This is a genomic window from Janthinobacterium sp. GMG1, from assembly GCF_034427795.1.
GTDB lineage: Bacteria > Pseudomonadota > Gammaproteobacteria > Burkholderiales > Burkholderiaceae_D > Janthinobacterium.
Genome location: NZ_JAXQNT010000010.1, coordinates 1 through 23,821 on the forward strand (window position 1 = coordinate 1; position 23,821 = coordinate 23,821).

The 23,821-nt window shown below is 60.4% G+C and carries 25 protein-coding genes; 17 read left to right on the top strand and 8 right to left on the bottom strand.

The genetic code is table 11. The annotated features are described in order from the left end of the window. Positions 1–3 precede the first annotated feature (3 nt). Positions 4–1,656, bottom strand: a complete 1,653-nt coding sequence (locus SJI03_RS22560; RefSeq protein ID WP_322428665.1) for a 3-(methylthio)propionyl-CoA ligase — start codon at positions 1,654–1,656, stop codon at positions 4–6. Positions 1,657–1,882: 226 nt separating this feature from the next. Between SJI03_RS22560 and SJI03_RS22565 the strand changes: the two genes are divergently transcribed. The 7 genes from SJI03_RS22565 (at position 1,883) to SJI03_RS22595 (ending at position 7,272) form a co-directional block, all read left to right on the top strand. Next, positions 1,883–3,361 (top strand): protein adenylyltransferase SelO, encoded by a 1,479-nt coding sequence (locus SJI03_RS22565; protein ID WP_416208781.1) that lies wholly within the window; start codon positions 1,883–1,885, stop codon positions 3,359–3,361. A 9-nt stretch (positions 3,362–3,370) separates the two neighbouring features. Then, positions 3,371–3,772 carry a peptide-methionine (R)-S-oxide reductase MsrB gene (gene msrB, locus SJI03_RS22570; protein WP_322428666.1) on the top strand — a complete coding sequence of 134 codons (402 nt, stop codon included), beginning with the start codon at positions 3,371–3,373 and terminating at the stop codon, positions 3,770–3,772. A 75-nt stretch (positions 3,773–3,847) separates the two neighbouring features. Then, positions 3,848–4,477: a septation protein A gene (locus SJI03_RS22575; RefSeq protein WP_099377209.1), complete on the top strand. Its 630-nt coding sequence runs from the start codon at positions 3,848–3,850 to the stop codon at positions 4,475–4,477. Beyond that, a complete protein-coding gene (locus tag SJI03_RS22580) occupies positions 4,474–4,776 on the top strand; it encodes a BolA family protein (RefSeq protein ID WP_233516066.1) in 303 nt (100 codons plus the stop codon). Before SJI03_RS22575 ends, SJI03_RS22580 begins: the two co-directional genes overlap by 4 nt. Positions 4,777–4,860: 84 nt before the next feature. Continuing rightward, on the top strand, positions 4,861–5,640 hold the full coding sequence (locus SJI03_RS22585) for a peptidylprolyl isomerase (protein ID WP_322428667.1): 780 nt from the start codon (positions 4,861–4,863) through the stop codon (positions 5,638–5,640). Positions 5,641–5,756: 116 nt separating this feature from the next. Beyond that, positions 5,757–6,533, top strand: a complete 777-nt coding sequence (locus SJI03_RS22590) for a peptidylprolyl isomerase (protein WP_099377211.1) — start codon at positions 5,757–5,759, stop codon at positions 6,531–6,533. Between the two features lie 58 nt (positions 6,534–6,591). After that, the gene (locus SJI03_RS22595) at positions 6,592–7,272 is read left to right on the top strand and encodes a DNA alkylation repair protein (protein WP_322428668.1); all 681 of its coding nucleotides are present in this window, start codon (positions 6,592–6,594) and stop codon (positions 7,270–7,272) included. On the opposite strand, the gene SJI03_RS22600 is transcribed toward SJI03_RS22595, so the two are convergent. Further along, positions 7,235–7,909 carry a TetR/AcrR family transcriptional regulator gene (locus SJI03_RS22600; protein WP_322428669.1) on the bottom strand — a complete coding sequence of 225 codons (675 nt, stop codon included), beginning with the start codon at positions 7,907–7,909 and terminating at the stop codon, positions 7,235–7,237. The genes SJI03_RS22595 and SJI03_RS22600 overlap by 38 nt on opposite strands. A gap of 107 nt (positions 7,910–8,016) precedes the next feature. On the opposite strand from SJI03_RS22600, the gene SJI03_RS22605 reads away from it, so the two are divergent. Then, on the top strand, positions 8,017–8,715 hold the full coding sequence (locus tag SJI03_RS22605) for a DAPG hydrolase family protein (protein ID WP_322428670.1): 699 nt from the start codon (positions 8,017–8,019) through the stop codon (positions 8,713–8,715). A gap of 37 nt (positions 8,716–8,752) precedes the next feature. On the opposite strand, the gene SJI03_RS22610 is transcribed toward SJI03_RS22605, so the two are convergent. Further along, the gene (locus SJI03_RS22610; protein ID WP_322428671.1) at positions 8,753–9,646 is read right to left on the bottom strand and encodes a GNAT family N-acetyltransferase; all 894 of its coding nucleotides are present in this window, start codon (positions 9,644–9,646) and stop codon (positions 8,753–8,755) included. Positions 9,647–9,799: 153 nt separating this feature from the next. Here SJI03_RS22610 and SJI03_RS22615 point away from each other — a divergent pair, with 153 nt between their 5' ends. After that, a complete protein-coding gene (locus tag SJI03_RS22615; RefSeq protein WP_322428672.1) occupies positions 9,800–10,693 on the top strand; it encodes a neutral zinc metallopeptidase in 894 nt (297 codons plus the stop codon). Positions 10,694–10,738: 45 nt separating this feature from the next. Here SJI03_RS22615 and SJI03_RS22620 read toward each other — a convergent pair whose 3' ends face one another. The 4 genes from SJI03_RS22620 to SJI03_RS22635 form a co-directional block, all read right to left on the bottom strand. Next, positions 10,739–11,503, bottom strand: a complete 765-nt coding sequence (locus SJI03_RS22620) for a substrate-binding periplasmic protein (protein ID WP_322428673.1) — start codon at positions 11,501–11,503, stop codon at positions 10,739–10,741. Further along, a complete protein-coding gene (nadC, locus tag SJI03_RS22625) occupies positions 11,503–12,369 on the bottom strand; it encodes a carboxylating nicotinate-nucleotide diphosphorylase (protein WP_322428674.1) in 867 nt (288 codons plus the stop codon). Before nadC ends, SJI03_RS22620 begins: the two co-directional genes overlap by 1 nt. Beyond that, on the bottom strand, positions 12,366–13,499 hold the full coding sequence (gene nadA / locus SJI03_RS22630; protein WP_099377557.1) for a quinolinate synthase NadA: 1,134 nt from the start codon (positions 13,497–13,499) through the stop codon (positions 12,366–12,368). Before nadA ends, nadC begins: the two co-directional genes overlap by 4 nt. Positions 13,500–13,735: 236 nt before the next feature. Further along, positions 13,736–15,334 (bottom strand): ABC-F family ATPase, encoded by a 1,599-nt coding sequence (locus SJI03_RS22635; protein WP_322428675.1) that lies wholly within the window; start codon positions 15,332–15,334, stop codon positions 13,736–13,738. A 318-nt stretch (positions 15,335–15,652) separates the two neighbouring features. On the opposite strand from SJI03_RS22635, the gene SJI03_RS22640 reads away from it, so the two are divergent. The 4 genes from SJI03_RS22640 to SJI03_RS22655 all read left to right on the top strand — a co-directional run bounded on the left by SJI03_RS22640 (position 15,653) and on the right by SJI03_RS22655 (position 19,057). Continuing rightward, positions 15,653–17,035, top strand: a complete 1,383-nt coding sequence (locus tag SJI03_RS22640; RefSeq protein WP_322428676.1) for a hypothetical protein — start codon at positions 15,653–15,655, stop codon at positions 17,033–17,035. 294 nt (positions 17,036–17,329) lie between these two features. Next, on the top strand, positions 17,330–17,878 hold the full coding sequence (locus tag SJI03_RS22645) for a DUF2939 domain-containing protein (protein ID WP_322428677.1): 549 nt from the start codon (positions 17,330–17,332) through the stop codon (positions 17,876–17,878). A 12-nt stretch (positions 17,879–17,890) separates the two neighbouring features. Then, a complete protein-coding gene (locus tag SJI03_RS22650) occupies positions 17,891–18,547 on the top strand; it encodes a hypothetical protein (RefSeq protein WP_099377220.1) in 657 nt (218 codons plus the stop codon). Between the two features lie 63 nt (positions 18,548–18,610). Then, entirely contained in the window at positions 18,611–19,057 is a 447-nt protein-coding gene (locus SJI03_RS22655; RefSeq protein ID WP_322428678.1) for a GNAT family N-acetyltransferase, read from the top strand. A gap of 70 nt (positions 19,058–19,127) precedes the next feature. Here the strand turns inward: SJI03_RS22655 and SJI03_RS22660 are convergent, their stop codons facing one another. Beyond that, positions 19,128–19,820, bottom strand: coding sequence for a DUF3334 family protein (locus SJI03_RS22660; RefSeq protein WP_034784631.1), 693 nt, complete (start codon positions 19,818–19,820; stop codon positions 19,128–19,130). A gap of 432 nt (positions 19,821–20,252) precedes the next feature. On the opposite strand from SJI03_RS22660, the gene SJI03_RS22665 reads away from it, so the two are divergent. The 4 genes from SJI03_RS22665 (at position 20,253) to SJI03_RS22680 (ending at position 23,808) form a co-directional block, all read left to right on the top strand. Next, complete coding sequence (locus SJI03_RS22665) at positions 20,253–21,917, top strand: DUF6138 family protein (protein WP_322428679.1); 1,665 nt, start codon at positions 20,253–20,255, stop codon at positions 21,915–21,917. Positions 21,918–22,020: 103 nt separating this feature from the next. After that, positions 22,021–22,710: a hypothetical protein gene (locus SJI03_RS22670; RefSeq protein WP_322428680.1), complete on the top strand. Its 690-nt coding sequence runs from the start codon at positions 22,021–22,023 to the stop codon at positions 22,708–22,710. 25 nt (positions 22,711–22,735) lie between these two features. Then, the gene (locus SJI03_RS22675) at positions 22,736–23,062 is read left to right on the top strand and encodes a hypothetical protein (protein ID WP_099377224.1); all 327 of its coding nucleotides are present in this window, start codon (positions 22,736–22,738) and stop codon (positions 23,060–23,062) included. 104 nt (positions 23,063–23,166) lie between these two features. After that, positions 23,167–23,808 carry a hypothetical protein gene (locus tag SJI03_RS22680; RefSeq protein ID WP_322428681.1) on the top strand — a complete coding sequence of 214 codons (642 nt, stop codon included), beginning with the start codon at positions 23,167–23,169 and terminating at the stop codon, positions 23,806–23,808. Positions 23,809–23,821 lie beyond the last annotated feature (13 nt).

Here is a 23,821-nt window from a genome sequence, read left to right on the forward strand (position 1 = left end):
GCTTTACATCCCCGGCAGCTGGTGCCCCTTGAACTGCTCGCGCAGCTTGTTTTTCTGGATCTTGCCCGTGGCGCCCATGGGCAAGGCGTCGATGAACAGCACGTCGTCCGGCGTCCACCACTTGGCAATCTTGCCCTCGAAAAACTGCAACAAGGCATCGCGCGTCACCGTCATGCCGGGGCGCAGCACGACGACGAGCACGGGGCGCTCGTCCCATTTCGGGTGAAACACGCCGATGCAGGCCGCCTGCAACACGGCCGGGTGCGCCATGGCCAGGTTTTCCAGGTCGATGGTGCCGATCCACTCGCCGCCCGACTTGATCACGTCCTTGCTGCGGTCCGTGATCTGCATGTAGCCATCCGTATCGATGGTGGCCACGTCGCCCGTGGGGAACCAGCCATCCTGTAACACGTCGCCACCCTCGTTCTTGTAATACGAGGAAATGATCCACGGTCCTTTCACCAGCAAATGGCCATAACTGATGCCATCCCACGGCAATTCCTTGCCGTCGTCGTCGACGATCTTCATGTCCACGCCGTAGATCGCATGGCCCTGTTTTTGCAGGATCTTGCGCTGCTCGTCCTTCGGCAAGTCCAGATGCTTGGTCTGCAAGCCGCCGGCCGTGCCCAGCGGCGACATTTCCGTCATGCCCCAGGCGTGGATGACTTCCACGTCGAACTTGTCGATCAGGGTATCCATCATGGCCGGCGGACACGCCGCGCCGCCGATCACCGTGCGGCGGAAAGTGGAAAATTGCAGATTATTCTGCAAGGCGTGGTTGAGCAAACCCAGCCAGACGGTGGGCACGCCGGCCGAGAACGTCACTTTTTCCGCCTCGAACAATTCATACAGCGACTTGCCATCGAGCGCCGCGCCGGGAAACACCATGCGCGCGCCGGACAGGGGCACGGAATACGGCAGGCCCCAGGCATTCACGTGGAACATGGGCACGACGGGCAGCACGGTATCCGAGGCGCGCACGTTGAGGGCGCTGGGCATGGCCGAGGCATACGCGTGCAGCACGGTCGAGCGGTGCGAATACAGGGCGCCCTTGGGGTTGCCCGTCGTGCCCGACGTGTAGCACAGGGTGGCGGCCGCATTCTCGTCGAACAAGGGCCAGGCGTAATCGTCGGAATGCGTGGCGATCAAGTCTTCATAGCACAGCAGGTCGGGAATCGTGCTGCTGGCGGGCATGCGGTCGCGGTCGCACATCAGCACGAAATGGCGCACGAAGGTGCAGTCGGCGGCGATTTTCTCCACCACGGGCAAAAAGGTCAGATCAAACAGCAAGACCTGGTCTTCCGCATGGTTCGAGATGTAGGCGATCTGGTCGGGAAACAGGCGCGGATTGATCGTGTGCAAGACGGCACCCGAGCCGGACACGGCATAATAGGCTTCCAGGTGCCGATAACCATTCCAGGCCAGCGTGGCGACCCGGTCGCCCATGCCGACGCCGAGGCCATGCAAGGCATTCGCCAGGCGCCGCGCGCGCTGGTGGCAATCGTGGTAGGTGTAGCGGTGCATATCGCCCTCCACCCGCCGCGAAATGATTTCGCTGCCTCCATAATGACGCGCTGCAAACTCGATAATGCTGGAAATCAGCAGGGGCTGATTCATCATCTGGCCCATCACTGGACTCAAGGGGAATGCCGACATCGTGTCTCCTGGGTTGGCTGCTTGCTTGTTATTGGAATTTAAAGATTTTCCTTAGTTTCGTACGGTCGTGCGGAAATCGTCAACGCATTTCGATATTGCATTGCAGCATGGAATTTTTGATTCCGTTTTTTGCCGCATTGACTCCCATTACCGGGCCCGCCACGCACCTTCGCGCCGTGCGGTAAAATCGCCTTCCAGGCTGGCGCACCGTGCCGCTACATCTTATTTGAATGGAATTGCCATTACCGCTCATACCTTACCACTGGATAACGCCTTTGCGGCCTTGCCGCCCGCGTTCTACACGCGCTTGATGCCCACGCCCCTGCCCGCTCCGTATTTCGTGGCCGCCAGCGCGCCAGCCGCTAGCCTGATCGGCCTCGACGCCGCGCGCCTGGCCGAGTCCGCTTACGTGGAACTGCTGAGCGGCAATGCGGTTGCCGAGCGCTCGCTGCCCCTGTCGGCCGTGTATTCGGGCCACCAGTTCGGCGTCTGGGCCGGCCAGCTGGGCGATGGCCGCGCCATCCTGCTGGGCGATATCGCCACAGAAACCGGTCCGATGGAGCTGCAGCTGAAAGGCGCCGGCGCCACGCCGTATTCGCGCATGGGCGACGGACGCGCCGTGCTGCGCTCGTCCATCCGCGAATTCCTGTGCTCGGAAGCCATGGCGGCGCTGGGCATTCCCACCTCGCGCGCGCTGTCCATCATGGGTTCGCAGCAAGGCATCATGCGTGAAACTGTCGAGACTGCCGCCGTCGTCACGCGCATGGCGCCCAGTTTTGTTCGCTTCGGCTCGTTCGAACACTGGTTTTACCGCAAGCAGCCGGACGAGCTGAAAATCCTTGCCGATTACGTCATCGACAGTTTTTATCCCCATTTGCGCGCTGCATCAAATCCATATCAAGCCTTGCTGGCCGAAGTATGCGTGCGCACGGCGCACATGATTGCGCACTGGCAAGCCGTGGGCTTCATGCATGGCGTCATGAACACGGACAATATGTCGATCCTGGGCCTGACGCTCGATTACGGCCCCTTCGGCTTCATGGAAGCGTTTGATGCCGAGCACATCTGCAACCATACTGACCAGCAGGGCCGCTATTCCTACGCCAACCAGCCGCAGGTGGGCCACTGGAACTGCTATGCGCTGGGCCAGGCCCTGCTGCCGCTGATCGGCGAAGTGGAACTGGCGCAGGCTGCACTGGACACCTACCAGCCAGCCTTTGCGGAGAAGATGAATGCCTTGCTGCGCGCCAAGCTGGGCTTGCGCTCGGTGCAAGACGACGATACGGCGCTGTTCGACAGCATGTTTGCGCTGATGCAAGCCAATCACCTGGATTTCACGAACTTCTTCCGCGCTCTGGCGACTCTGCAAGTGGCGGCCCCCGAGCACGACACGGCGCTGCGCGACCTGTTCATCGACCGCCCCGCCTTCGATGCGTGGGCGGCACAATACCGCGCGCGCCTGTTGCAAGAGCACAGCGTCGATGCCGAACGGCAAACAGCGATGAACCTGGTCAACCCGAAATACGTGCTGCGCAACTACCTGGCGCAAGTGGCGATCGAAAAAGCCCAGCAGCACGATTACACGGAAGTGGCGAAATTGCTGGAAATACTGCAAAAGCCATTTGACGAACAGCCCGAACACCAGCACTATGCGGCCCTGCCGCCCGACTGGGCCAGCCACCTTGAAGTCAGTTGCTCATCCTGAGGAGTCATTATGACCACGAATAAAGTCAAAAAAACCGACGCCGAATGGCGCGCCATGCTCGACTCGATGCAATACGAAGTCACGCGCCACGCAGCCACGGAACGCGCGTTCACGGGCAAGTTCTGGGACCACCATGAACATGGCATCTATACCTGCGTCTGCTGCAACACGCTCCTGTTTGCCTCGGATACGAAGTTCGATTCCGGCTGCGGCTGGCCCAGCTATTTCCAGGCCCTCGACCCGGCCAACGTGACGGAGATCGTCGACCGTACCCACGGCATGCTGCGCACGGAAATCGTCTGCGCCGTCTGCGACGCCCACCTGGGCCACGTCTTCCCGGACGGCCCGCCACCGACCGGCTTGCGCTACTGCATCAATTCGGCCTCCTTGCGCTTCGATCCGCAGCCTTGATGCTGGCAATGGCTTGGGCCTTGCTCCTAAGCCATTCCTAAGATGATTCTAATAAGACCAGTGTAAAGTCTCGCCATGAAATTTCTATTCGACCTATTCCCCCTGATCGCCTTCTTTGCCGCCTTCAAACTGGGCGGCATGTATGAAGCGGCCACGCACGATTTCGTGCAGCAATATTTGTCCGGCTTCGTGTCTGGCGGCCTGATCAAAGCCGACCAGGCGCCGTGGATACTCGCCACCCTCGTCGGCATCGTCGCGACGGCTTGCCAGGTCAGCTATCTGCTGCTGCGCGGACGCAAGGTGGACGGCATGCTGTGGCTGTCGCTGTTCATCTTTGTCGTGTTCGGCGGCGCCAGCATTTACCTGCATGACGATTTCTTCCTGAAATGGAAGCCGACCCTGATCTACTGGCTGTCCGGCCTGGCCCTCCTGATCGCCCAGGTGGGTTTCAAGAAAAACCTGATCCGCAAGACCATGGAAGCGCAGGTGCAATTGCCTGATGCCGTATGGAACCAGTTGCTGGCCGCATGGATCATTTTCTTTGGCGCCATCGGCGCACTGAACCTGTTCGTCGCCTTCGTGCTGTACAAGGGCGACATGGCTGCCTGGGTCAGCTTCAAGGCGTTTGGCGCGACGGGCATCTTCTTTGCCTTCATCGTGGCGCAAACCCTGTTCCTGGCCAAACATATCAAGGAAGACGCATGATGAGCACCACCACCGAAAACACCGCGCCGGAAACGCGCATGCAGCGTATTCGTACCCGCCTGGAAACGGCACTTTCCCCTCTGGAATGCGTGCTGGAAGACGACTCGGCGCGCCACCGGGGCCATGCCGGCGCAGCCTCCGGCGGAGGCCATTACAATCTACGCATTATTTCTAATCAATTTGAGGGGCTCAGGCTCGTCATGCGCCATCGACTGGTGTATGATTCCGTGCACGATATGATGCATAATGAGATACATGCATTGGCGATTGTGGCCCTGGCGCCGTCCGAAGTAGTGTAAGGATGGCGTTTTGGCGTACCCGAGCCATGTTATCAATTTCTTTCCATGCGTTTTTTACGAAACTTTCCCTAACAGGATTTAATAATGACTTTTAAGCCAGCCCGCTTGCTGATCGCACTACTCGCCGTTGTCGCGGTACCTGTTTTTGCGCAAAATGTTGCCGTTGTTAATGGCAAGCCTATCCCATCGTCGCGCGTTGATGCAGTCGTCAAGCAAGTCGTCGCCCAAGGCCAGCAACCGGATTCGCCGCAACTGCGCGAAATGATCAAGAAGGACTTGATCGGCCGTGAAGTGCTGATGCAAGAAGCGGAAAACAAAGGTTTCGGTAAAGATGCAGCCGTCAAGCAGCAAATCGAGAACGCACGCCAGGCCATCGTCATCAACGCCCTGGTCGGCGACTACCTGAAAAAGAACCCTGTCAACGACGCTGAAATCAAGGCCGAATACGACCGCTTCGTGGCCCAGACCGGCGACAAGGAATACCACGTGCGCCACATCCTGGTCGGCACCGAAGCGGAAGCGAAAGACATCATCGCCAAGCTGAAAGGTGGCGCCAAGTTCGAAGACCTGGCCAAGCAATCGAAAGATGCCGGTTCGGCCGACAATGGCGGCGACCTGGACTGGGCAGCGCCATCGTCCTTCCCGAAAGTCTTCTCCGACGCCTTCGTGAAACTGCAAAAAGGCCAGGTCACCGACACCCCGGTGCAAACGCCTAACGGTTTCCACGTGATCAAGCTGGACGACACCCGCGCGGCAAAACTGCCGACCCTGGAAGAAGTCAAGCCACAGATCGCCGAAGCGCTGCAGCAAAAGAAACTGCAAGCGTATCAGGAAGAAATGATCAAAAAAGCAAAAGTTCAGTAAGAACTGACCTCCCCGGCGCCCTTTTCGGCGCCGGTCGTGTATTCTGCGCCTGAATGCGCACTGCACGGCAGTCGCGATCTTTTGTATCGGTTTTTGTATACTTATTAGGAATGAACATGATTTTGAAGCCAGCCCGCCTGATCTTAGCCCTGGTCGCCGTTGTAGCGATCCCTGCGTTCGCGCAAAACGTGGCCACCGTGAATGGCAAGGCCATCCCGTCGTCGCGCGTCGACCAGGTCGTCAAGCAAGTCGTCGCCCAAGGCAAACAAGCGGATTCGCCGCAACTGCGCGAAGCCATCAAGAAAGACCTGATCGGCCGTGAAGTGCTGATCCAGGAAGCCGACAAGCAAGGCTACGGCACGCGTCCGGAAGTCAAGTCGCAGATCGACAATGCCCGTCAAAGCATCATCATCAACGCCCTGCTGGCCGACTACGTCAAGAAAAACCCCGTCAAGGACGCTGAAATCAAGGCCGAATACGACAAGTTCAAGGCGCAAGCGGGCGACAAGGAATACCATGCACGCCACATCCTGGTGGCCACCGAAGCGGAAGCGAAAGACATCATCGCCAAGCTGAAAGGCGGCGCCAAGTTCGAAGAACTGGCGAAAGTATCGAAAGACGGCTCCGCAGCCAATGGCGGCGACCTGGACTGGGCCAGCCCAGCTTCGTACGTGAAGCCATTCTCCGACGCCATGGTCGCCCTGAAACCAGGCCAGGTCACGCAAACGCCAGTGCAATCGCAATTCGGCTTCCACGTGATCAAGCTGGAAGAAACCCGTCCGACGAAGTTGCCGGCACTGGAAGAAGTCAAGGGCCAGGTATCCGAGTCGCTGCAACAGAAGAAACTCGCCGCCTACCGCGATGAGCTGATGAAGAAGGCAAAAATCCAGTAATATCGGATGAAGATGAAAAGGCGCTCCACGGGGCGCCTTTTTTACGCCTGGAGATACCATGAATCTACATCAAGAATTAAAAATCGCGCTGGAAGCGGTTGCCGAACCGGGCCGCGCGGGACTCATGCAAGCCTACATGCGCGACCAGTTCGTTTTCCTGGGTGTGGCAGCGCCGCAGCGGCGGCTGGCCGCCAGGGGCTTGCTGGCGCGTTTGCAAGGCAACGATGCCGATACCCTGCTGGAACATGCGCAACGGCTGTGGCAACAGCCGCAGCGCGAATATCAGCACGTGGCGCTCGACATGCTGGCCCTGCACCGGCGCCAGCTGGGCATCGAACACCTCCCCGCCCTGCTGGCACTGGCGCGCCAAAGGGCCTGGTGGGACAGCGTGGACGGCATGGCGGGCATCATCGGCGAGGTGCTTCAGGCAGAACAGCAGCGCGGCGGCGACGGCCATGCGCACATGGCGGGCGCCTTGCGGCATGACGATTTCTGGCTGCGCCGCATCGCCATGCTGCACCAGCTGGGCTGGCGCGCCGACACGGATGCCGGCTGGCTATTTGACGCGGCCCTCGCGCTGGCGCATGAAGACAAGTTTTTCATCCGCAAGGCCATCGGCTGGGCCTTGCGCGATTACGCCCGCCACGCGCCCGAAGCCGTGACGGTATTTGCCAACGCGCACCGCCAGCAACTGTCGCCGCTCAGCTACCGCGAAGCGCTGAAGCACCAGCCACCTTGAACGCCGATCCGCCCAGCAGGCGCAGCGCGGCGTCGATGCGGGGACCGGCATCCCAGGCCGGCACGGGCGGCAGCAAACCCAGTGCCATCTGCCGCAGGGGCTCGGCAATCACCATGGCCAGCAGCAAACCAGCCAGTTCCGACGCATCGCCGAGCACCACGTGGCCCCGCGTGGCCTGGCGCTGCAGCCACTCGGCCAGCATGGCGGTGCCCCGTTCGATGCCGTTGCGCTGATACACGGCAAGTAAATCGGCGCGCGCGGGAAACTCCGTGCACAGCAGGCGGAACAGGCCCACGGCGTCCGCCGTCAGCACGCGCGACGCCATCGTCTGCAAGATCTCCTTCAACAAGGGCAGCACTTCGCCGGGCGCGGGCGCATCGTGCGCCATGGCCGGCAAAAAGGCATCCGTCCAGCCGCGCACCACCAGGGCGACCAGTTCCTCGCGGTTGGCCGCATATTGATACAGCGACTTTTTTGCCATGCCCGCGTGGCGCGCCACCGCTTCCATCGTCGTGGCCGCATAGCCTTCCTGCAGCAGCAGCCAGGTGGCCGCCTGCACGGCCGCCTCGCGCGCTTCCCCGGGCGGCCGCGCCGGACGGCCCCGTCCACGCACAGTCTTGCTCTCTTCTTCCTGCATGCCATCTCCCAGCTTGATCGATAAGCAATTTTACACTGAAACATATTTTGGAAACGCTTTACGTTTCTTTAATATATAATTGGCTTACCCCAATAAAGGAGAAGGACATGACGCAGCATATTGCATTCCCATGGAGCATCACCAACACGGGCGACTTGCTCGACCCGTTTCCCCTGCAACTGGAAACGGGCATCACGCGCCTGCCCGACGGCTGCCTGCTGGTGGCGGCGCGCACGGAGCTGCACGGCTGCAGCGGGCGCATGCTGGACTGGTGGTTTACGTTTTTCGAGACGACGCAGCACATCAAATGGTGGCACCCGCACGATCACGTGGCCCATCACGGCTGGAACAGCGCGTGGAAAAAGGGAGAGCGTTACTACGGCGCCTCGATCGAGGCGGTGGAATCCCTGGGCGACATTCCGCCCGTGAAAGCCAAGCTGAAGTTCCATGACCCGAAGGACGTATTTGATCCGGCGCAACTGCAACAGGCCCAGGACAGCGGCGCCCTGTCGGCCGCCATCTGCGCGCGCATCGGCTTTGGCGAGCATGTACAGCTGGACCCGCAGGGCGATCCGCTCGATGGCGAAATGCTGCACCTGACGCGCGACACGCCCACGGGCTGCGTGCTGCGCAGCCGCTTCTTGCTGGGCCGCAATAGCCTGAACCCCGTGCGCGACGTACCCGACGTGCTGGGCCTCAATTTACTGCGCCATTGCTACAGCGAATTTACCTATCTGTCGCGCTTCCTCCCGTCCTTGTACTACGGCGAGCACGCCAATGGAGAGAAGGCGCCGCTGCCGTGGTAAACCATGGCAGGTAATGCAGCCCAGTTAAGGCAGCTCCTTACAGCCGCTTGTGCATGCGCGCCAGCGGCAGCTTGATGTCGTCAGGCAAGTCCAGATGAAACTCTTCCGTCACGGCAAAGCCGCTGGCCAGGTACAGCGGCACGCCGGGCAAGGTGGCGGCCAGTTCCAGGGCAGTAAAACCGGCAGCCAGGGCCTGGCGTTCGCAATGGCGCATCAGCATGCTGCCCAGGCCCTGGCGCGCGGCAGCGGGTTCGACAAAGAAGGCGCGGATGCGGCCCGGCTGGCTGGCCGGATCGAGCAGCGGGTCCGGCCCGCTCTTGGCGCGGTCGGCGCCATACAGGGTGGCGCGCTGGCTCCAGCCGCCGCAAGCCAGCATGGCGCCATCGCGTTCGATGACGAAATACGTCCGGTCGGCAACGAGCTGCGTATCGACGCCGAACACGTGGCGCGTCACGGACGCGGCCTGTTCCTGCGTATAAAACCCTGCGCTCAGTTCCACGCCGGAACGGGCGATCAGCGCATTCATGGCCGGTACATCGGCCGACAGCGCCACGCGCAAGCTGCTCAAAGCGCCAAAGCTGAACCAGGCACGGCGGATGCGGCCCTGCTCCACTTCATACGTCGCCACCAGTTCCTGTGCCGACACGCCATCGTCCGTGTCGCCATGGACGATTTCATGGTCGATCACCAGCTTGCCGCAGGCTATGCGCTTGAGCAACTGCGCCCGTGGCCGGCTGGCGGCAAAGCGGGCCGTGAAACGGGGGCCGATCTGCGCGCTGCCCGTGGCCAGCAAGGTGTCGGGGTGCTGGAATTGCTGTGCGTCATCGGCATAGATGGCCAGCAGGGCTGGCACGTCGTGTGCGTTATAGGCGTCCAGTTGTGCCTGGACCACCGCCGTTGGCGAAATGAGTGTATCGTTGGCAAGCGCCATGCGTGCACCTGTTGTGATGTGGTTGGAAAGTTGCAAAGCGTAACACTGTCGCTCCTGTCGCGGCGCGGTTTGCTGCGATAATTGTAAGATTCACCGCAAGAGACATCTTGCGGCGTCACCAATCAATCGCAAATCGCAGCAGGAGTAGATATCATGAAATGGGAAGGCAATCGCGAAAGCGACAATGTGGAAGATCGCCGTGGCGAAGACGGCGGTGGGAGCGGCGGTGGCGGCGGCTTTGGTTTCGGCGGGCGCTCGATCGGCATCGGCACCATCGTCATCGCCCTCGTCGGCTCGTATGTGCTGGGCGTCAACCCCTTGACTTTGCTCAACCTGCTCAGCGGCGGTGGCGGCCAGATCAGCACCCAGCAAAGCCAGGCGCCGGCGCGCCAGCCACCCGAATCGGACGACACGGCCCGCTTCGTGAAGACCGTGCTGGCCGATACGGAAGACACGTGGGGCGCCCTGTTCAAGGCCGAAGGCGGCAGCTACGTGAAACCCAAGCTGGTACTGTTTTCCGGCAGCACGCCGACGGCTTGCGGCACGGGCCAGAGCGCCAGCGGGCCGTTCTACTGCCCCGGCGACCAGAAAGTCTATCTGGACCTCGACTTCTTCAACCTGATGCAGCAGCGCTTCAAGGTCTCGGGCGAATTTGCCGAAGCCTACGTGATCGCGCATGAAGTGGGTCACCACGTGCAGAACCTGATGGGCTTGTCCGAAAAGGTCGACAAGGCGCGCCGCACGCAATCGGAGCGCCAGGCCAACGCCATGTCCGTGCGCCTGGAATTGCAGGCCGACTGCTTTGCCGGCGTGTGGGCATATCACGCGAACGCCGACCGCAAGATCCTGGAACAAGGCGACGTGGAAGCGGCCCTGAAAGCGGCCACGGCCATCGGCGACGATGCGCTGCAGCGCCAGTCGCAAGGCCATGTCGTGCCGGATTCGTTTACGCACGGCACCTCGGAACAGCGCGTGCGCTGGTTTACCAAGGGCATCGAAAGCGGCCAGATTGCCCAGTGCAATACGTTCGAGGCGCGCCAGTTGTAAATGAATCCACGCATGCCGCCCCACGCGGGCCGGCATGCGCATCCATCAGGGCACGCCGACGTCATAGCGCTTGCCCATTCTTTTCAGCTCGCCCGTCTCGATCAGGTTATTCAGTTCCTGGTCGAACTGCAGGCGCAGCTTGTCGAAAGCGGGCGAGCGGGGGAAGGCGAAATAGCCGTTTTGTATGTCGATGACTTTGGGCAAGGGCTTCACCTGGCGGCCGTAGCCCAGGCGGGCAATGACGGGGTCGGTATTGCGGCGGTTGCTGACAAACACGTCGACGTGGTTGTGCACCAGCATCTTCAAGCCATTTTCCACATTGTTGGCCACGCTGACCTGCAAGCCGGGCCGCACGCGCTCCCAGTCCGCGCCATAGGCCCAGCCGTTGAGCAGCACCACCCGGCGGTTCTTCAGCACCGCGTAGTCGCCATCCCAGCCGAAGCTGGCGTCCTGGCGCGTATAAAAGACCATCTGGTCCTGGTAAAACGGCTTGTCGGAAAATGCCATGCTGGCAATGCGCTCGGGCGTCTTGTAGGGGCCGATCAGGATATCGGCCTGGCCCTGCACCAGCATGGCTTGCGCGCGCGCCCATGGCACCATGCGAAAACGCACGGTATTGCCCGTGCGCGCCGCCATCAGGCGCAGCAGTTCCGCGCCCAGGCCGCCATATTCACCGCTGTTTTGATACTCGAACACGCGCTCGAACTGCGCGCCCACGGCCAGAAGTTCCCGCGCTGGCGCCTGCGATGGCACAAGCAGCGCAGACCACAGCAGCGCCAGGGCCAGCAGGCGCCGCCCTGCTCTGCTCATCAGCCGACGATGCGCAAGGAGTAATCGGTGGCCCGCACATCCTTGGTCAGGCTGCCGATCGAGATGCGGTCCACGCCCGTTTCGGCAATGGCGCGCACGGTGTCGACATTGATGCCGCCGGACGCTTCCAGCAAGGCGCGGCCTTTGGTAACGGCCACGGCCTCGCGCATCATGTCGTTGCTGAAGTTATCGAGCAGGACGGAGACGGCGCCCGCATCCAGCGCTTCCTGCAATTGCACCAGGGTTTCCACCTCGATTTGCACGGGCACGCCCGCGTCGAGGTTGCGCGCGTTTTCCAGGGCCTGGCTGACGCCGCCCGCGGCCGCGATGTGGTTTTCCTTGATCAGGATGCCGTCATACAGGGCCAGGCGCTGGTTCTTGCCGCCACCCACGCGCACCGCATACTTTTGTGCCAGGCGCAGGCCAGGCAAGGTCTTGCGCGTATCTAAAATGGACGCCTTGGTGCCGGCGACCACATCGACATACTGGCGCGTGGCCGTGGCGACCGCCGACAGCAGTTGCAGGAAATTGAGGGCGCTGCGCTCGGCCGTGAGCAAGGCGCGCGCCGGCGCCTCGATCGTGCAAACGACGCTGTCGGCCGCCATCATGTCGCCTTCGGCGTAATGCCAAACGATGTCGATGCTGCGGTCCAAGCTTTTCATGATGCCTTCGAACCACGGCGCGCCGCACAGCACGGCCGCTTCGCGCACGATGACACGGGCCGTGACGATATGGTCAGGCGGCACCAGCTCGCCCGTCAGGTCGCATTGACCCACGTCTTCCAGCAAGGCTGCCAGCAAATTGCCTTCGAACGCGCGCGCCAGGGCCGGATCGAAAGGAGCGAAAGAATTAACGAGGGTACTCATGCTGGACCGATTCCTTGGAACAATGTGGTTTCTTTTGCCAGATCCGCACCCGGCTTGAGGCCTGCCTTCTTGGCGGCGGCGAAGTCGAGCATGCGATTGATCGAGCGCACGGCCAGCTGGCCGACGGCGGGATCGACGTGGATTTCGTTGTGCATGTTTTCCAGCGTTTCCGCCAGGTTCAGCAAACCGTTCATGGCCATCCACGGGCAATGCGCGCAACTCTTGCAGGTGGCGCTGTTGCCGGCCGTGGGCGCTTCGATGAAACGTTTGCCCGGCGCGGCCGCGCGCATCTTGTGCAGGATGCCGTTGTCGGTGGCGACAATGAACGTGTCCGTGTCCATGGTTTGCGCTGCCGCAATCATTTGCGACGTGGAACCCACCATGTCGGCCAGCGCCACCACGTTCGCGGGCGACTCCGGATGCACGAGCACCTTCGCTTGCGGATACTCTTCCTTGAGCAGATCGAGTTCGATGCCCTTGAATTCGTCATGCACGAGGCAACTGCCCTGCCACAGCAGCATGTCGGCGCCCGTTTCCTTCTGGATATACCCGCCCAGGTGCTTGTCGGGCGCCCAGAGGATTTTCTTGCCCTGCGCATGCAAATGGGCAACGATATCGAGGCCGATGGACGACGTCACCATCCAGTCCGCGCGCGCCTTGACTGCCGCGCTGGTGTTGGCGTAGACGACGACCGTGCGGTCCGGATGGGCGTCGCAGAAGGCCGTGAATTCATCCACCGGGCAGCCGAGGTCGAGCGAACAGGTCGCGTCGAGGTCGGGCATCAGCACGGTTTTTTCGGGACTGAGGATTTTCGCCGTTTCGCCCATGAAGCGCACGCCGGCCACGACGAGGGTCTTGGCAGGATGGTCGCGCCCGAAGCGGGCCATTTCCAGGGAATCGGAGACGCAGCCGCCCGTGGCTTCCGCCAGGTCTTGCAGGTCAGCATCAACGTAGTAGTGGGCAACGAGCACGGCTTCGCGCTCGATCAGCAGGCGCTTGATGCGCGTGATCAGTTCGGCTTTCTCAGCCGGGGATGGCGTCGCTGGCGTGCGTGCCCAGGCGTGGGCAGTGCAGCTGGCTCCGTCTTGTGGATGTTCGTACTCGACGGATTTGATGGCTAAAGTTTGCATGGCTGTGTCAAACAAAACGGGATAGACCGGCACGATTGCAATAAAGCAGGTGCGCCGGAACGAAAGGACCGCGGCGCGTCGGTGTGGGTGGTACCAGAGTACCCCACCGGCTTTCCAAACGCCTGATAAAACCGTAGCGAGCGGCAGCGATTTGTGGCCGAGAAGCGCAACCGTACAAAAGTACGGTGAGCATCACAGGCCGCAAAGCGCGACGCGCAGTAGGTTTGATCAGGTGTTTAATCAATACCTTGGCTTCTGAGGTAATCCTCGTAGTTGCCGCGGTAATCGACCACTTCATCTTCCTTGATCTCGATGATGCGGTTCGCCAGCGAGGAGACGAATTCGCGGTCATGCGACACGAAGATCAGGGTGCCAGCGTATTTTTCCAGCGCGATGTTCAGCGATTCGATCGATTCCATGTCCATGTGGTTGGTCGGCTCATCGAGCATCAGCACGTTGTGGCGGCCCAGCATCAGCTTGCCGTACATCATGCGGCCTTTTTCACCACCGGACAGTACTTTCACGGCCTTTTTCACATCGTCGCCGCCGAACAGCAAGCGGCCCAGGATGGAACGCACGGCCTGGTCGTCGTCGCCCTCTTTCGTCCATTGGCCGATCCAGTCGGTCAGGTTCGTGTCCTTGGCGAAATCTTCCGTCGGATCTTGCGGCATGTAGCCCACGTTGGCATTTTCCGCCCACTTCACGCGGCCCTGGTCGGGCTGCAAGCCGGCAATCTCGCCCGCGATGCAGCGCAACATGGTGGTCTTGCCGGCGCCGTTGGCGCCGATGATGGCGATGCGCTCGCCTGCCTCGACCATGATGCTGAAGTTCTTGAACAGCTGGCGGTCAAAGCCTTTCGAGATGTTCTCGACTTCCACGGCCAGGCGGTGCAATTTCTTCTCGCCGTCGAAACGCACGAACGGATAGGCGCGCGACGATGGCTTGATGTCGTCGACCTTGATCTTTTCGATCTGCTTGGCGCGCGACGTGGCCTGGCGGGCCTTCGACTTGTTCGCGGCGAAGCGGCGCACGAATTCCTGCAGCTCGGCAACCTTGTCTTTCGCTTTCGCGTTGTTGGCCAGTTGCTGGTTGCGCGCCTGGGTCGAGGCGAACATGTATTCGTCGTAGTTGCCTGGGTAAATCTTCAGGGTGCCGTAGTCCATGTCGGCCACGTGGGTGCAGACCTGGTTCAGGAAGTGGCGATCATGGGAAATGATGATCATGGTGGAGTTGCGCTCGTTGAGCACGTCTTCCAGCCAGCGAATCGTGTTGATGTCCAGGTTATTCGTCGGCTCGTCGAGCAGCAGGATGTCCGGGTTCGAGAACAGCGCCTGCGCCAGCAGCACGCGCAGCTTCCAGCCTGGCGAGACATTGCTCATCGGGCCTTGATGCAGGTCGATGGCGACACCGGCGCCCAGCAGCAGTTCGCCGGCGCGCGATTCGGCCGTGTAGCCGTCGTATTCGGAGACTTTGCCTTCCAGATCGGCCGCCTGCATGTAGTCGTCGTCGGTCGCATCCGGGTTCGCGTAGATCGCGTCGCGCTGCTGGATGGCTGCCCACATTTCCGTGTGGCCCATCATGACGACGTCGAGGACGCGCATGTCTTCAAACGCAAACTGATCCTGGCGCAGCTTGCCCAGGCGTTCGTTGGTGTCGAGCATGACGTTGCCGCCCGACGGGTCCAGATCGCCGCCCAGGATCTTCATGAACGTCGACTTGCCGCAGCCGTTCGCGCCGATCAAACCGTAGCGGTTGCCGTCGCCGAACTTGACGGAGATATTCTCAAACAATGGCTTGGCGCCAAACTGCATCGTAATATTTGCTGTAGAAAGCATTAGTGAGGTCTTTATCCAGTGAAAACAGGTAGTTAGGTACTTTTCTCCCATTATACAGCAACCACCATGAACCACTATCCTGGTGGGCTGCCTGAGCCGGCCGTTTTCACCGCTCAGGTCCGCGGGTTTCTGGCAGTTGGCCAGTGTCAGCAGCTTGGGGCCGGGCTTGGCCCGCTTGTTGCGCTTTACTGCGGTCATTGTGGTGCCTTGATGGCGGCAGCGCCGTGCTAATGACCGATTACAGAAAATCATTAATACCGCCTGTATCCGGATAGTTGTCGCGCCCCCTGATTTACCGTAGGATTGCCGAGTTTCTCCTTGCCGCAATATATAAAATTTATAAGAGGAAGTATCCTTCAAGGTCAACTGGAGGCGTTAGATCCTGCTACCAAATACACCGCGACTGAAATCGCCGACCAGAACACACTTTTGAGAAAAATAATGCGAAAACCTCATTCCTTGATTATTTTTAGCATATTGGCCAGCTTGGCCATGCCTGTATTGTCGGCGGATACGCCGCTATCTTTGCCAGACCGCCTGACCGCCCTTCGCACAACTATCGCAATCGATCATGGAAAGATGGTTGGTTCCGGCGCGGCAACATTGATAAGCGCGGGCCTGGAAAGCCAATTCGTCCTCATCGGCGAAGACCATGGCATTGCAGAAATTGCGCATTTTTCGGCGGCGTATTTTGAAGAATTGGCAAATCAAGGATTTACGACGCTTATTATCGAAAACGGGCCGACGGTTGCTGATGCTTTGGAAAAAACATTGAAAGCCGATACTGGCGTCGCTGGCATAGCAGCATTTAATAAGGCATATCCGGTCGCTACTGCTTTTTACAAGTGGCAAGCTGAGGCGCAATTCCTGGCCCGTATCGCCAAAGCTGCCGGACCATCGTTCCATTTAGTGGGAATGGATCAGGAGCTCATGGGCGCTTCGAAATATTTGCTCGACCAAATGGCTGAACAACCGCTTGGTCCTTTGGCGAAATCAAAAGTCGAGGCCTTCCGCAAGCTTGAAAGCGACGACTATCGCCGAGCATCGGAGAGCGGAGACCCGCGTGAGCTTTTCATGGTAAAAATCAAAGAAGAAGAATTAGTCGCATTACAGAAGCTGCTCACGACACCCAAGGAAATGCCCGCCTTGGCGATGTTGAATTCATTGCTTGAAAGCCGCAGCATTTACACCAAAAACATGACGCCGGGACAAGGATATTCGTCGAATATACAGCGTGCCAGGCTGATGAAGCAGTATGTGACCAGCCATTTGACGCTTGCGCCTGCACAGCGCATGTTACTGAAAGCCGGTGCAGTGCATGTATTCCGAGGCTATAACCCGCTTGGTGCCGGTAGCCGTGAGATCGGCAATTATCTGGCTGAATATGCGGAAGGCCACGGACAAAAATCGCTGCATGTATTGGTGCTGGCATCCAAAGGCAAACAGGCGCAATTTGCCGGCATTGGGCGCGCGTCGGCCATCACAGAAATCGAAAAAGTCGATACCAAGTCCTCCATGGCTGGCGTATTACCCTTCTTTGCCGCGGCGAAAGAGCATAAGGACTGGTCATTGTTCGACGTGCGCCCCTTGCTGGGATCGGCCAAATCCCTGGCGAATGGAGACAGCAGTGTCCAAGGCATGATTCAGGGCTACGATTTTGTACTGGTCATTCCCGAGGGGAACGCAACGTCGGACCTGTGAAATATCGCCATAGGTCCTCCACTGCAGCGCGGCACTATCGCGCTGCAGGCGTGCTCCGGTTCGGCTCCCTGGAACGCAAGTCCCGCTACGGCACAAAGTATGTCGTCCCGTTCCAACCTCCGTTTTTTCGGCAAGGCATCGACGCAGCAATCCACATCGGTGCCTGCCCCTGAAAATTATCCATGCATCATGATTGCCTTGTCCGTATTTAGCAGTTAGGCTGCGTGCTCGCCCGCCACCAGGCATTGGTATTGTGCGGGCGCATCCCAACACTACCGGACTCACAGGCATCACTTGAAAAAAACTACCATTGCCGCCGCTGCGGCCATCATTGCCCTCGCCGCCACCGTCTACGCTTCGCCGTACTACGCCTTGCACCAGATCAAGACCGCGCTGGCCGAGCGCAATGCCGAAGCCCTGGCCGCACACGTGGACTTCCCCGCCCTGCGCGCCAGCGTCAAGACGCAGCTGGAGGGCAGCATGGCGCGGAGCATCGAAGCGACCGCCGGCAGCGGCAACCCGCTGGCCGCGCTGGGCCAGTCGATTGCCAGTGCCATGCTGGGCAAGATGGTCGACACCATGGTCTCGCCCGCAGGCGTCGTCGCGCTGGTGAACAAGAGCGCCGTCAGCCCGCAAGCGAATACGAACGCGGACGCGGACGCGCCCGCCGATGGCGCGCAGAAAAAGGCCGAGTATTCGGCAGGCTATGCCGGCGTGAACACCTTTGTCGTGCGTGCAAAAGACGGTAATGCGCAGGACGGCGCGCTGGTCCTGCTGCGCCATGGCGTGTGGGGCTGGAAACTCAGTTCAATCGAGATTGCGTCGGCGATGGCCGCACGTTAACCGGGAAATTTCATGCTGAAACACACGGCCTTTTCGCTGGCCATGGCCATTGCCAGCGCCACATCACTCGCCCACGCCCTCGATGGCACAGCCGGGAGCAGCCACTCTGTCGCCGCGCGCATGCAGGCGGAAACGTCCGCGGCCGCCGATCCCGACGCCCCCGCGCCGCTGCCCGTGCCCAGCGACATTTCGCTGGCTGAACTGGAGCGCCGCCTGGCGCTGGGACAGGCGCAGGCCGCTGAAAAACACTATACCAGCGCGCTCGATCCGGCCGTACTGAGCACCCTGGCGCAGCAGATGGGGTGCCACGATATCGTCGGCATGCAGCCGTTCGGTTTCCCGCTGGAACCAGCGCAAGCGACTGTCCTGAGCGGCGCGCACCTGCTGGCCCGCTGCCCGGACAGGGCCTATGTGACGATCACGGCCATGTCGATGGCCGGCAAGGCGGGCAAGCGCGCCAGCATTTCGCCGCAGTCGTTCAAGCACACGGTCGATGGCAGGCTGGCGCGGCGCCTGTATTACAAGGCACCCAACGGACGCCAGAAGGAATCGCTGACCATTGTCGATGGCAGCTATGCGTATGCGCTCGAGTATTGGTCGCTCGATGACAGCCAGCAAAGCGGCATGGTCGGCATGCGTAGGATGGAAACATTGATATTGCCGCAATAAGACAGGTAAAAACAGGTAAAATACTGTATATTTATACAGTTATTTACTCTCACCCTGCCGAGCATGCCAGCACACACGCCTATCGACTTACCCTACACCATCTGCGTCAGCGCCACGATCGACGCAGAGGTCGAACAAACCATCCTCGAAGGCTTGAACGCCTACAACGATGCCATCACCGGCTATAGCGACAGACAGGTATTGAGCGTGGTCGTGCGCGACCGCGACAGCCAGCGGGTGCTGGGCGGCGCCATGGGCCGGACTTCGCTGGGCCTGCTGTTTCTCGATTTGTTTTATTTGCCCGCCGCCTTGCGGGGGCTGGGACTGGGCAGCCAGATACTGGCGCAGTTCGAAGAGGAAGGACGCCGGCGCGGCTGCGCTTCGGCGGTACTGTACACCATCAGTTTCCAGGCGCCCGAATTTTACGAACGGCGCGGCTGGCGCCGCTTCGGCGACATCGCCTGCAGCCCGGAAGGCACGAGCCGGGTATTCATGAGCAAGGCCTTGTAGGCATATAAACGACAATGGCTGACGGCAAACCTGCCACCAGCCACTATCAAGCACGGTCAACAACCGCTGCTTACATGCCCAGCGACTTGAGCAGATCGGCGTTGTCGTCGTCTTCCGGTTCCGCTGCAGGCGCCGGAGCGGCGTCGCGTTCGCGGTTCGCGAATTCGCCATCCATCAGCGAGTCGGCGTCGACTTCGCGCGAATCGAAATCGTGCAGCTTGATGAACTCGGTACGGTCGATCGCCAGTTCCAGATAGAAAATATTGTTCTTTTCCGTATAGAACGTGACGCGGCGCATTTCCGGGCGGTCCAGCGGCGTGTCGACGCTGAGCATCACCTGCTTGTTCAGCACCAGCATCTTTGGCTGGCTCTGGGTGATGTTCGTTTGCAGCTCGCGCCGCACCTTGCCCGTGAAGTCGCCCACGATCTGGTTCATCAGCTCGCCCATGATGTTCGACACTTCGTCCGATGTGTAGAAGCTGGCCAACTCCGACTTCGGCATGCCCATGTGCAACATGTAGCGCTCGTAGATTTCCATTGCCGTATCGGCGGCGAAATTGAGCACCACCAGGCCTGTGAAACCACCATCGAACATGACGAAACAGCCGATGTCCGGCTTCAAGCCCGTCTTGGTGATGCGCTGCACCATGCCCGAATAATTGACTTTACTTTGCGTTGCAACGTTGAGCACCCGAACTACCGAGTTGCACAAACTCATCAACAAATCTTCTGTACCGTACACAACATCCTTTTCTGCATCCATGAGCAACCTCTCCTACTATTTTAAAGATGACAGCACTGTTCCCTGCCCGCCGCGAGCCGAAACTTGACCGTTTCGCTCAGCAAGCGGACGACTTCACCTTTGCATGCCTGACCTTGCGTGGCGGCGCGCGCCGCGTTGCCGCTGGCCCGAACCGCCCTCTTACCTTTTTCTGTATAGAAATAACTGTATAGAAATAAGTATCATGCGCAGAATACCCAGATGTAACATTTCCGTCCAGCCATACCTGCATTTACTTGACGATCTGTGCGGAAATACCAATACATCGCAAGGCAACATTATGCGGAAGATAAGCATGTAGAAAGAATCAGCCTGGCACGCTTGAAACCATGGCGAAAAGGCAGCATCACGTATACTGCCCCCGCGGGACGCAACGGCGCCGCCAGGACAACAACCAGCGAAAGGCATGAGAGGATGAGTACACTGCAAGAACAGGCAACGGCGGAAATGAAGGCGGCCGTGGAGGCGTGGTTTGCCGAGCGCCTGAAGCGCACCGATCTGGAAAGCGCCGTGAATCGGACCACCCTGCAGATGGGCATCTTTAATGATTTCTTGCTCGACTACAAACCAGGACGCACCACCGCCGACGAGATCGACCTGGGCTTCGACGACGACGTGCGTCCCCGCACGCCGGCGCGCCTCGATGAAGCCGTCGTGCGCGACAGCATCGCCCCCCAACTGGTTGCCATGGTGCAAGCGAAGCTGGAGGCGCTGGCCGACACCCCCCTGATCGACTACCGCTTCAGCTTTCGCGGCAAATTCCAGACGGCGCAGGGCAAGCTGCACCTGACCTTGCTGGAATACGTCAACGAAGGCAAGCGCCAAACCCTGCTCGAACGCATACATACTTACGTCACGCAAAAACTCGAGCACGGCAACCGGCCGACGAAAAAGCTGGAAACCTTCTTCCTCGCGCGCCACCTGCTCGATCCCCAGCTGTTTCCGCAGCCCGATATCGCCCGGACGATCGCGCTATTCGAGCGCATCGAACAACTGAACAAGTCGCGCCCGCAAGCGCTGGCCGAACATCGCAGCGACATCATCCAGGCCGTGACGGCCTGGGTGGAAAAGCAGTTCCTGCCGCAGTTCTATGACGTGCAGAAATCGAGCTACCGCAGCGCGGAATACAGCTTGAAAGCGGGCGCGGCGCCAGATGCGCAGGCGCTGGAGCCAATCGACCTGCTGCTATATGGCGCCGTGATGATATTGCGCCACGAACCGAGCTACGCCAAATCGACAGGCCTGAAATTCCTGGAAATCGCCCGCGAACTGGGCAGCGAACGGGCCGTGCGCATGCTCAAGGAAGGCAGCGGCACTTTCGCGCCAGACGCCATTCACCTGAAAAATGCCCAGCTGGAATGCCGCGCCAACGATGTGTTTGCCACCATCACCATTGTCATCGCCCGGGAAGAGGAAGCCGCGTATGCGCAGGCGCTGGCGTTCATCACCCATTTGCTGAACAACGGTTTCCCGAAAAGCTACCAGATCAAGCTCAAGTCCAGGGTCAAGGAATATATTCCCCTGAAAGGCCTGGCCAGGTCAGACACGCACCGCTTCTTTGCCAACGCCCTCGCCTGGCCCGCCTTGCAGCCGCAGCTGGAAGCGTATGCGCGCGCCGCCATCGAGCAATTCGAATTTTATGCCGACACGGAAGGCGAAAAAAATTGCATGCCAGGCAGCTACGCCACGTTTGGCCTGGGCCTGCTCGACGCTCGCTATTTCCCCCTGGTGCAGCACTACATGACCAACGTCGACGAGGAGCACCAGTCCGTGCAGGATCAGTTCACGGCCGCCTTTGCTGAAAAGCATGGCGTCACGCCAGACTCCGTTCCCGTGCTGGCGGCCTGCCTGCGCGCGTGCACGGATAACGCAAAGGTAAAAATCCAGGCGGAACTGGAGGACGTGGAGAAACTGGAACTGTTCTGCCAGCAACTACAAGGACTGGAAGGCTATCTGGTCGAGCACATGCTGTATCCCGTCTGGGGCAAGCTGGAAAAACTGGCGACCCTGGCGCGCAAGGCGCAAGGCCGGCGCAAGGAGCTGCTGCTGGCTTTGCTTGAAGCGGCCAGCAAGGCGTAGGCCTAATGTGCGCAACGTTATGACTTTCACCATATATAATGCGGGCGCCAAAATTGCCGTAAAGCATCTTTTGGCGCCTGACATTGAATCGTGGAGAAAATACATGCATCAAACACAACAAACATCGCGCACCTTCTTGCTGGCAGCAAGCTTTGCCGCCACCGTAGCGCTGGCCCAGCCCGCCTTCGCCGCCGACACCGACGTGGAACTGGCGCCCGTCGACGTGGCCAATCTGTACATCAAGACCATCATCAACCAGGATGAAGCCAGCGTCGCCAAGCTCAACGCCTATCTGCGCCCCACCCGCCTGGCGGGCCACCAGAGCGCCGAATACGCGTCGCACAGCGGCTTGAAGGAAGCGGATGCCAAATTCCCAACGGAAACGGGCAAACTGATCGCCGACCTGTTCCCCGCGACCATGCGCGCGGCACTGACGCCGGCCGCCGAACAGCTGGCGGCAAACGTCATTGCCGCCAAGAATGGCGCCGCGTGCCAGGCCACCAAGGCTGACCCGGTAACGGTGGAAAACGGCATACAAACGGCTGCCGTCAGCTTCGAATGCCAGGTCGTCAAGGTAGCAGTGGCCTGGGCGCCTGCGGCCCAGCAACTGGCGAAGAGCGGCTGCAAGGTCGAGCAATGCAAGGCGGGTCTGCAAAAGATCGCCGCGACCTACACGAGCTCGCCGAAGCAGACCTGGCGCGCCGTGTTTGCCGTCAGCCGTGAAAAGAACTCGGAAGCCTGGCGTAACGATTTCGCGCGTGAAACCTTCGATGAAATCTGGGAATACCTGTAATCCGGGTCCCGTTTACAATGGTCGGATGGATAAATTGACACCGGTGCCACAGCCCGCAGGCCTGGCCTTGCTGCACCTGCTCGCCCCCGAGCATGTGGAGGTCACGCTGGGCGCGCAAGTGCTGGCGCAGGACTTGCGCGCCCTGCACGGCAAACAATTGCTGGCGCTGCTGCGCCGGCTGCGCGCCGCCCAGTCCAACCAGCAGCACTATGCGGGCGCCAGCGTCGAGCAGGCCGAACAGCTGTTCGGCGCCGCCATCGCCGCCGTCAAGGGGGAGCTGGCCACGCGCCCGCACATTCCCAATAAACAGGAAGCGAAGGCCTTGCGCCAGGCGGCGGCAAAGAAGCGCTAATCGAGACGCAAGCCGGCCGCCAGCGAGGCCGTTTCGTGTGGGCAAGCTCGCCGGCCCCCTCCTATAATCGGAGGCTCTATTGTTTCCGCTACAGAAAGTTCCCCATGTCCACACAATTTTCCCGCCATGTATTCGGCTGCGCCATCCTTGTGCTCTCCACTCTGGCGAGCGCGCAGCCGGCCAGCCCCCAGCACATCGGCCCCATCGATGCGCGCGCCGTGTGGCAGGAACGCTCGCTGTCGGCTTGCCGCAGCGAACAATCGCCCACTGCGCCCGACGTCTGCCTGCTGCGCACCATGCAGCGCTCGGGCGCCAGCCCGCAAGCAGTCGCCGCGGCCAAAATGCTGGTGAAGGCAAACAAGGCCGGCTTCATCTCCGCCTGGCGGCCGCTGGGCAAGGCGGCCCTGGCCACCGTTACCTATCCGTTCCGCGCCAACACGAATGAAGGCACCATGCTGATCGGCAGCGATGGTGCCGCCATCGACGTCGACGAGGGCTCCGTGGGCGAGGAAGACCGCGCCACGCCGGCCTGGCGCGCGTTTGCCGCTGCCCATCCAGACTCTGTCCCGTTTGCGCCCGCCGACTTCGTGGGCAGCACGGCGACCAGCGATGGCGGCCAGAGCGTGCTGTTTTCCACGCCCCTGATCACCTGCCACGCCTGCGCCGAGGATGGCGCCCTGCTCGTCGCCTACACGATCGACAAGGCGGGTATCGTGCGCGAGCGGAAGCTCTTGACGATCAAGTAATGCTGCACCAAAG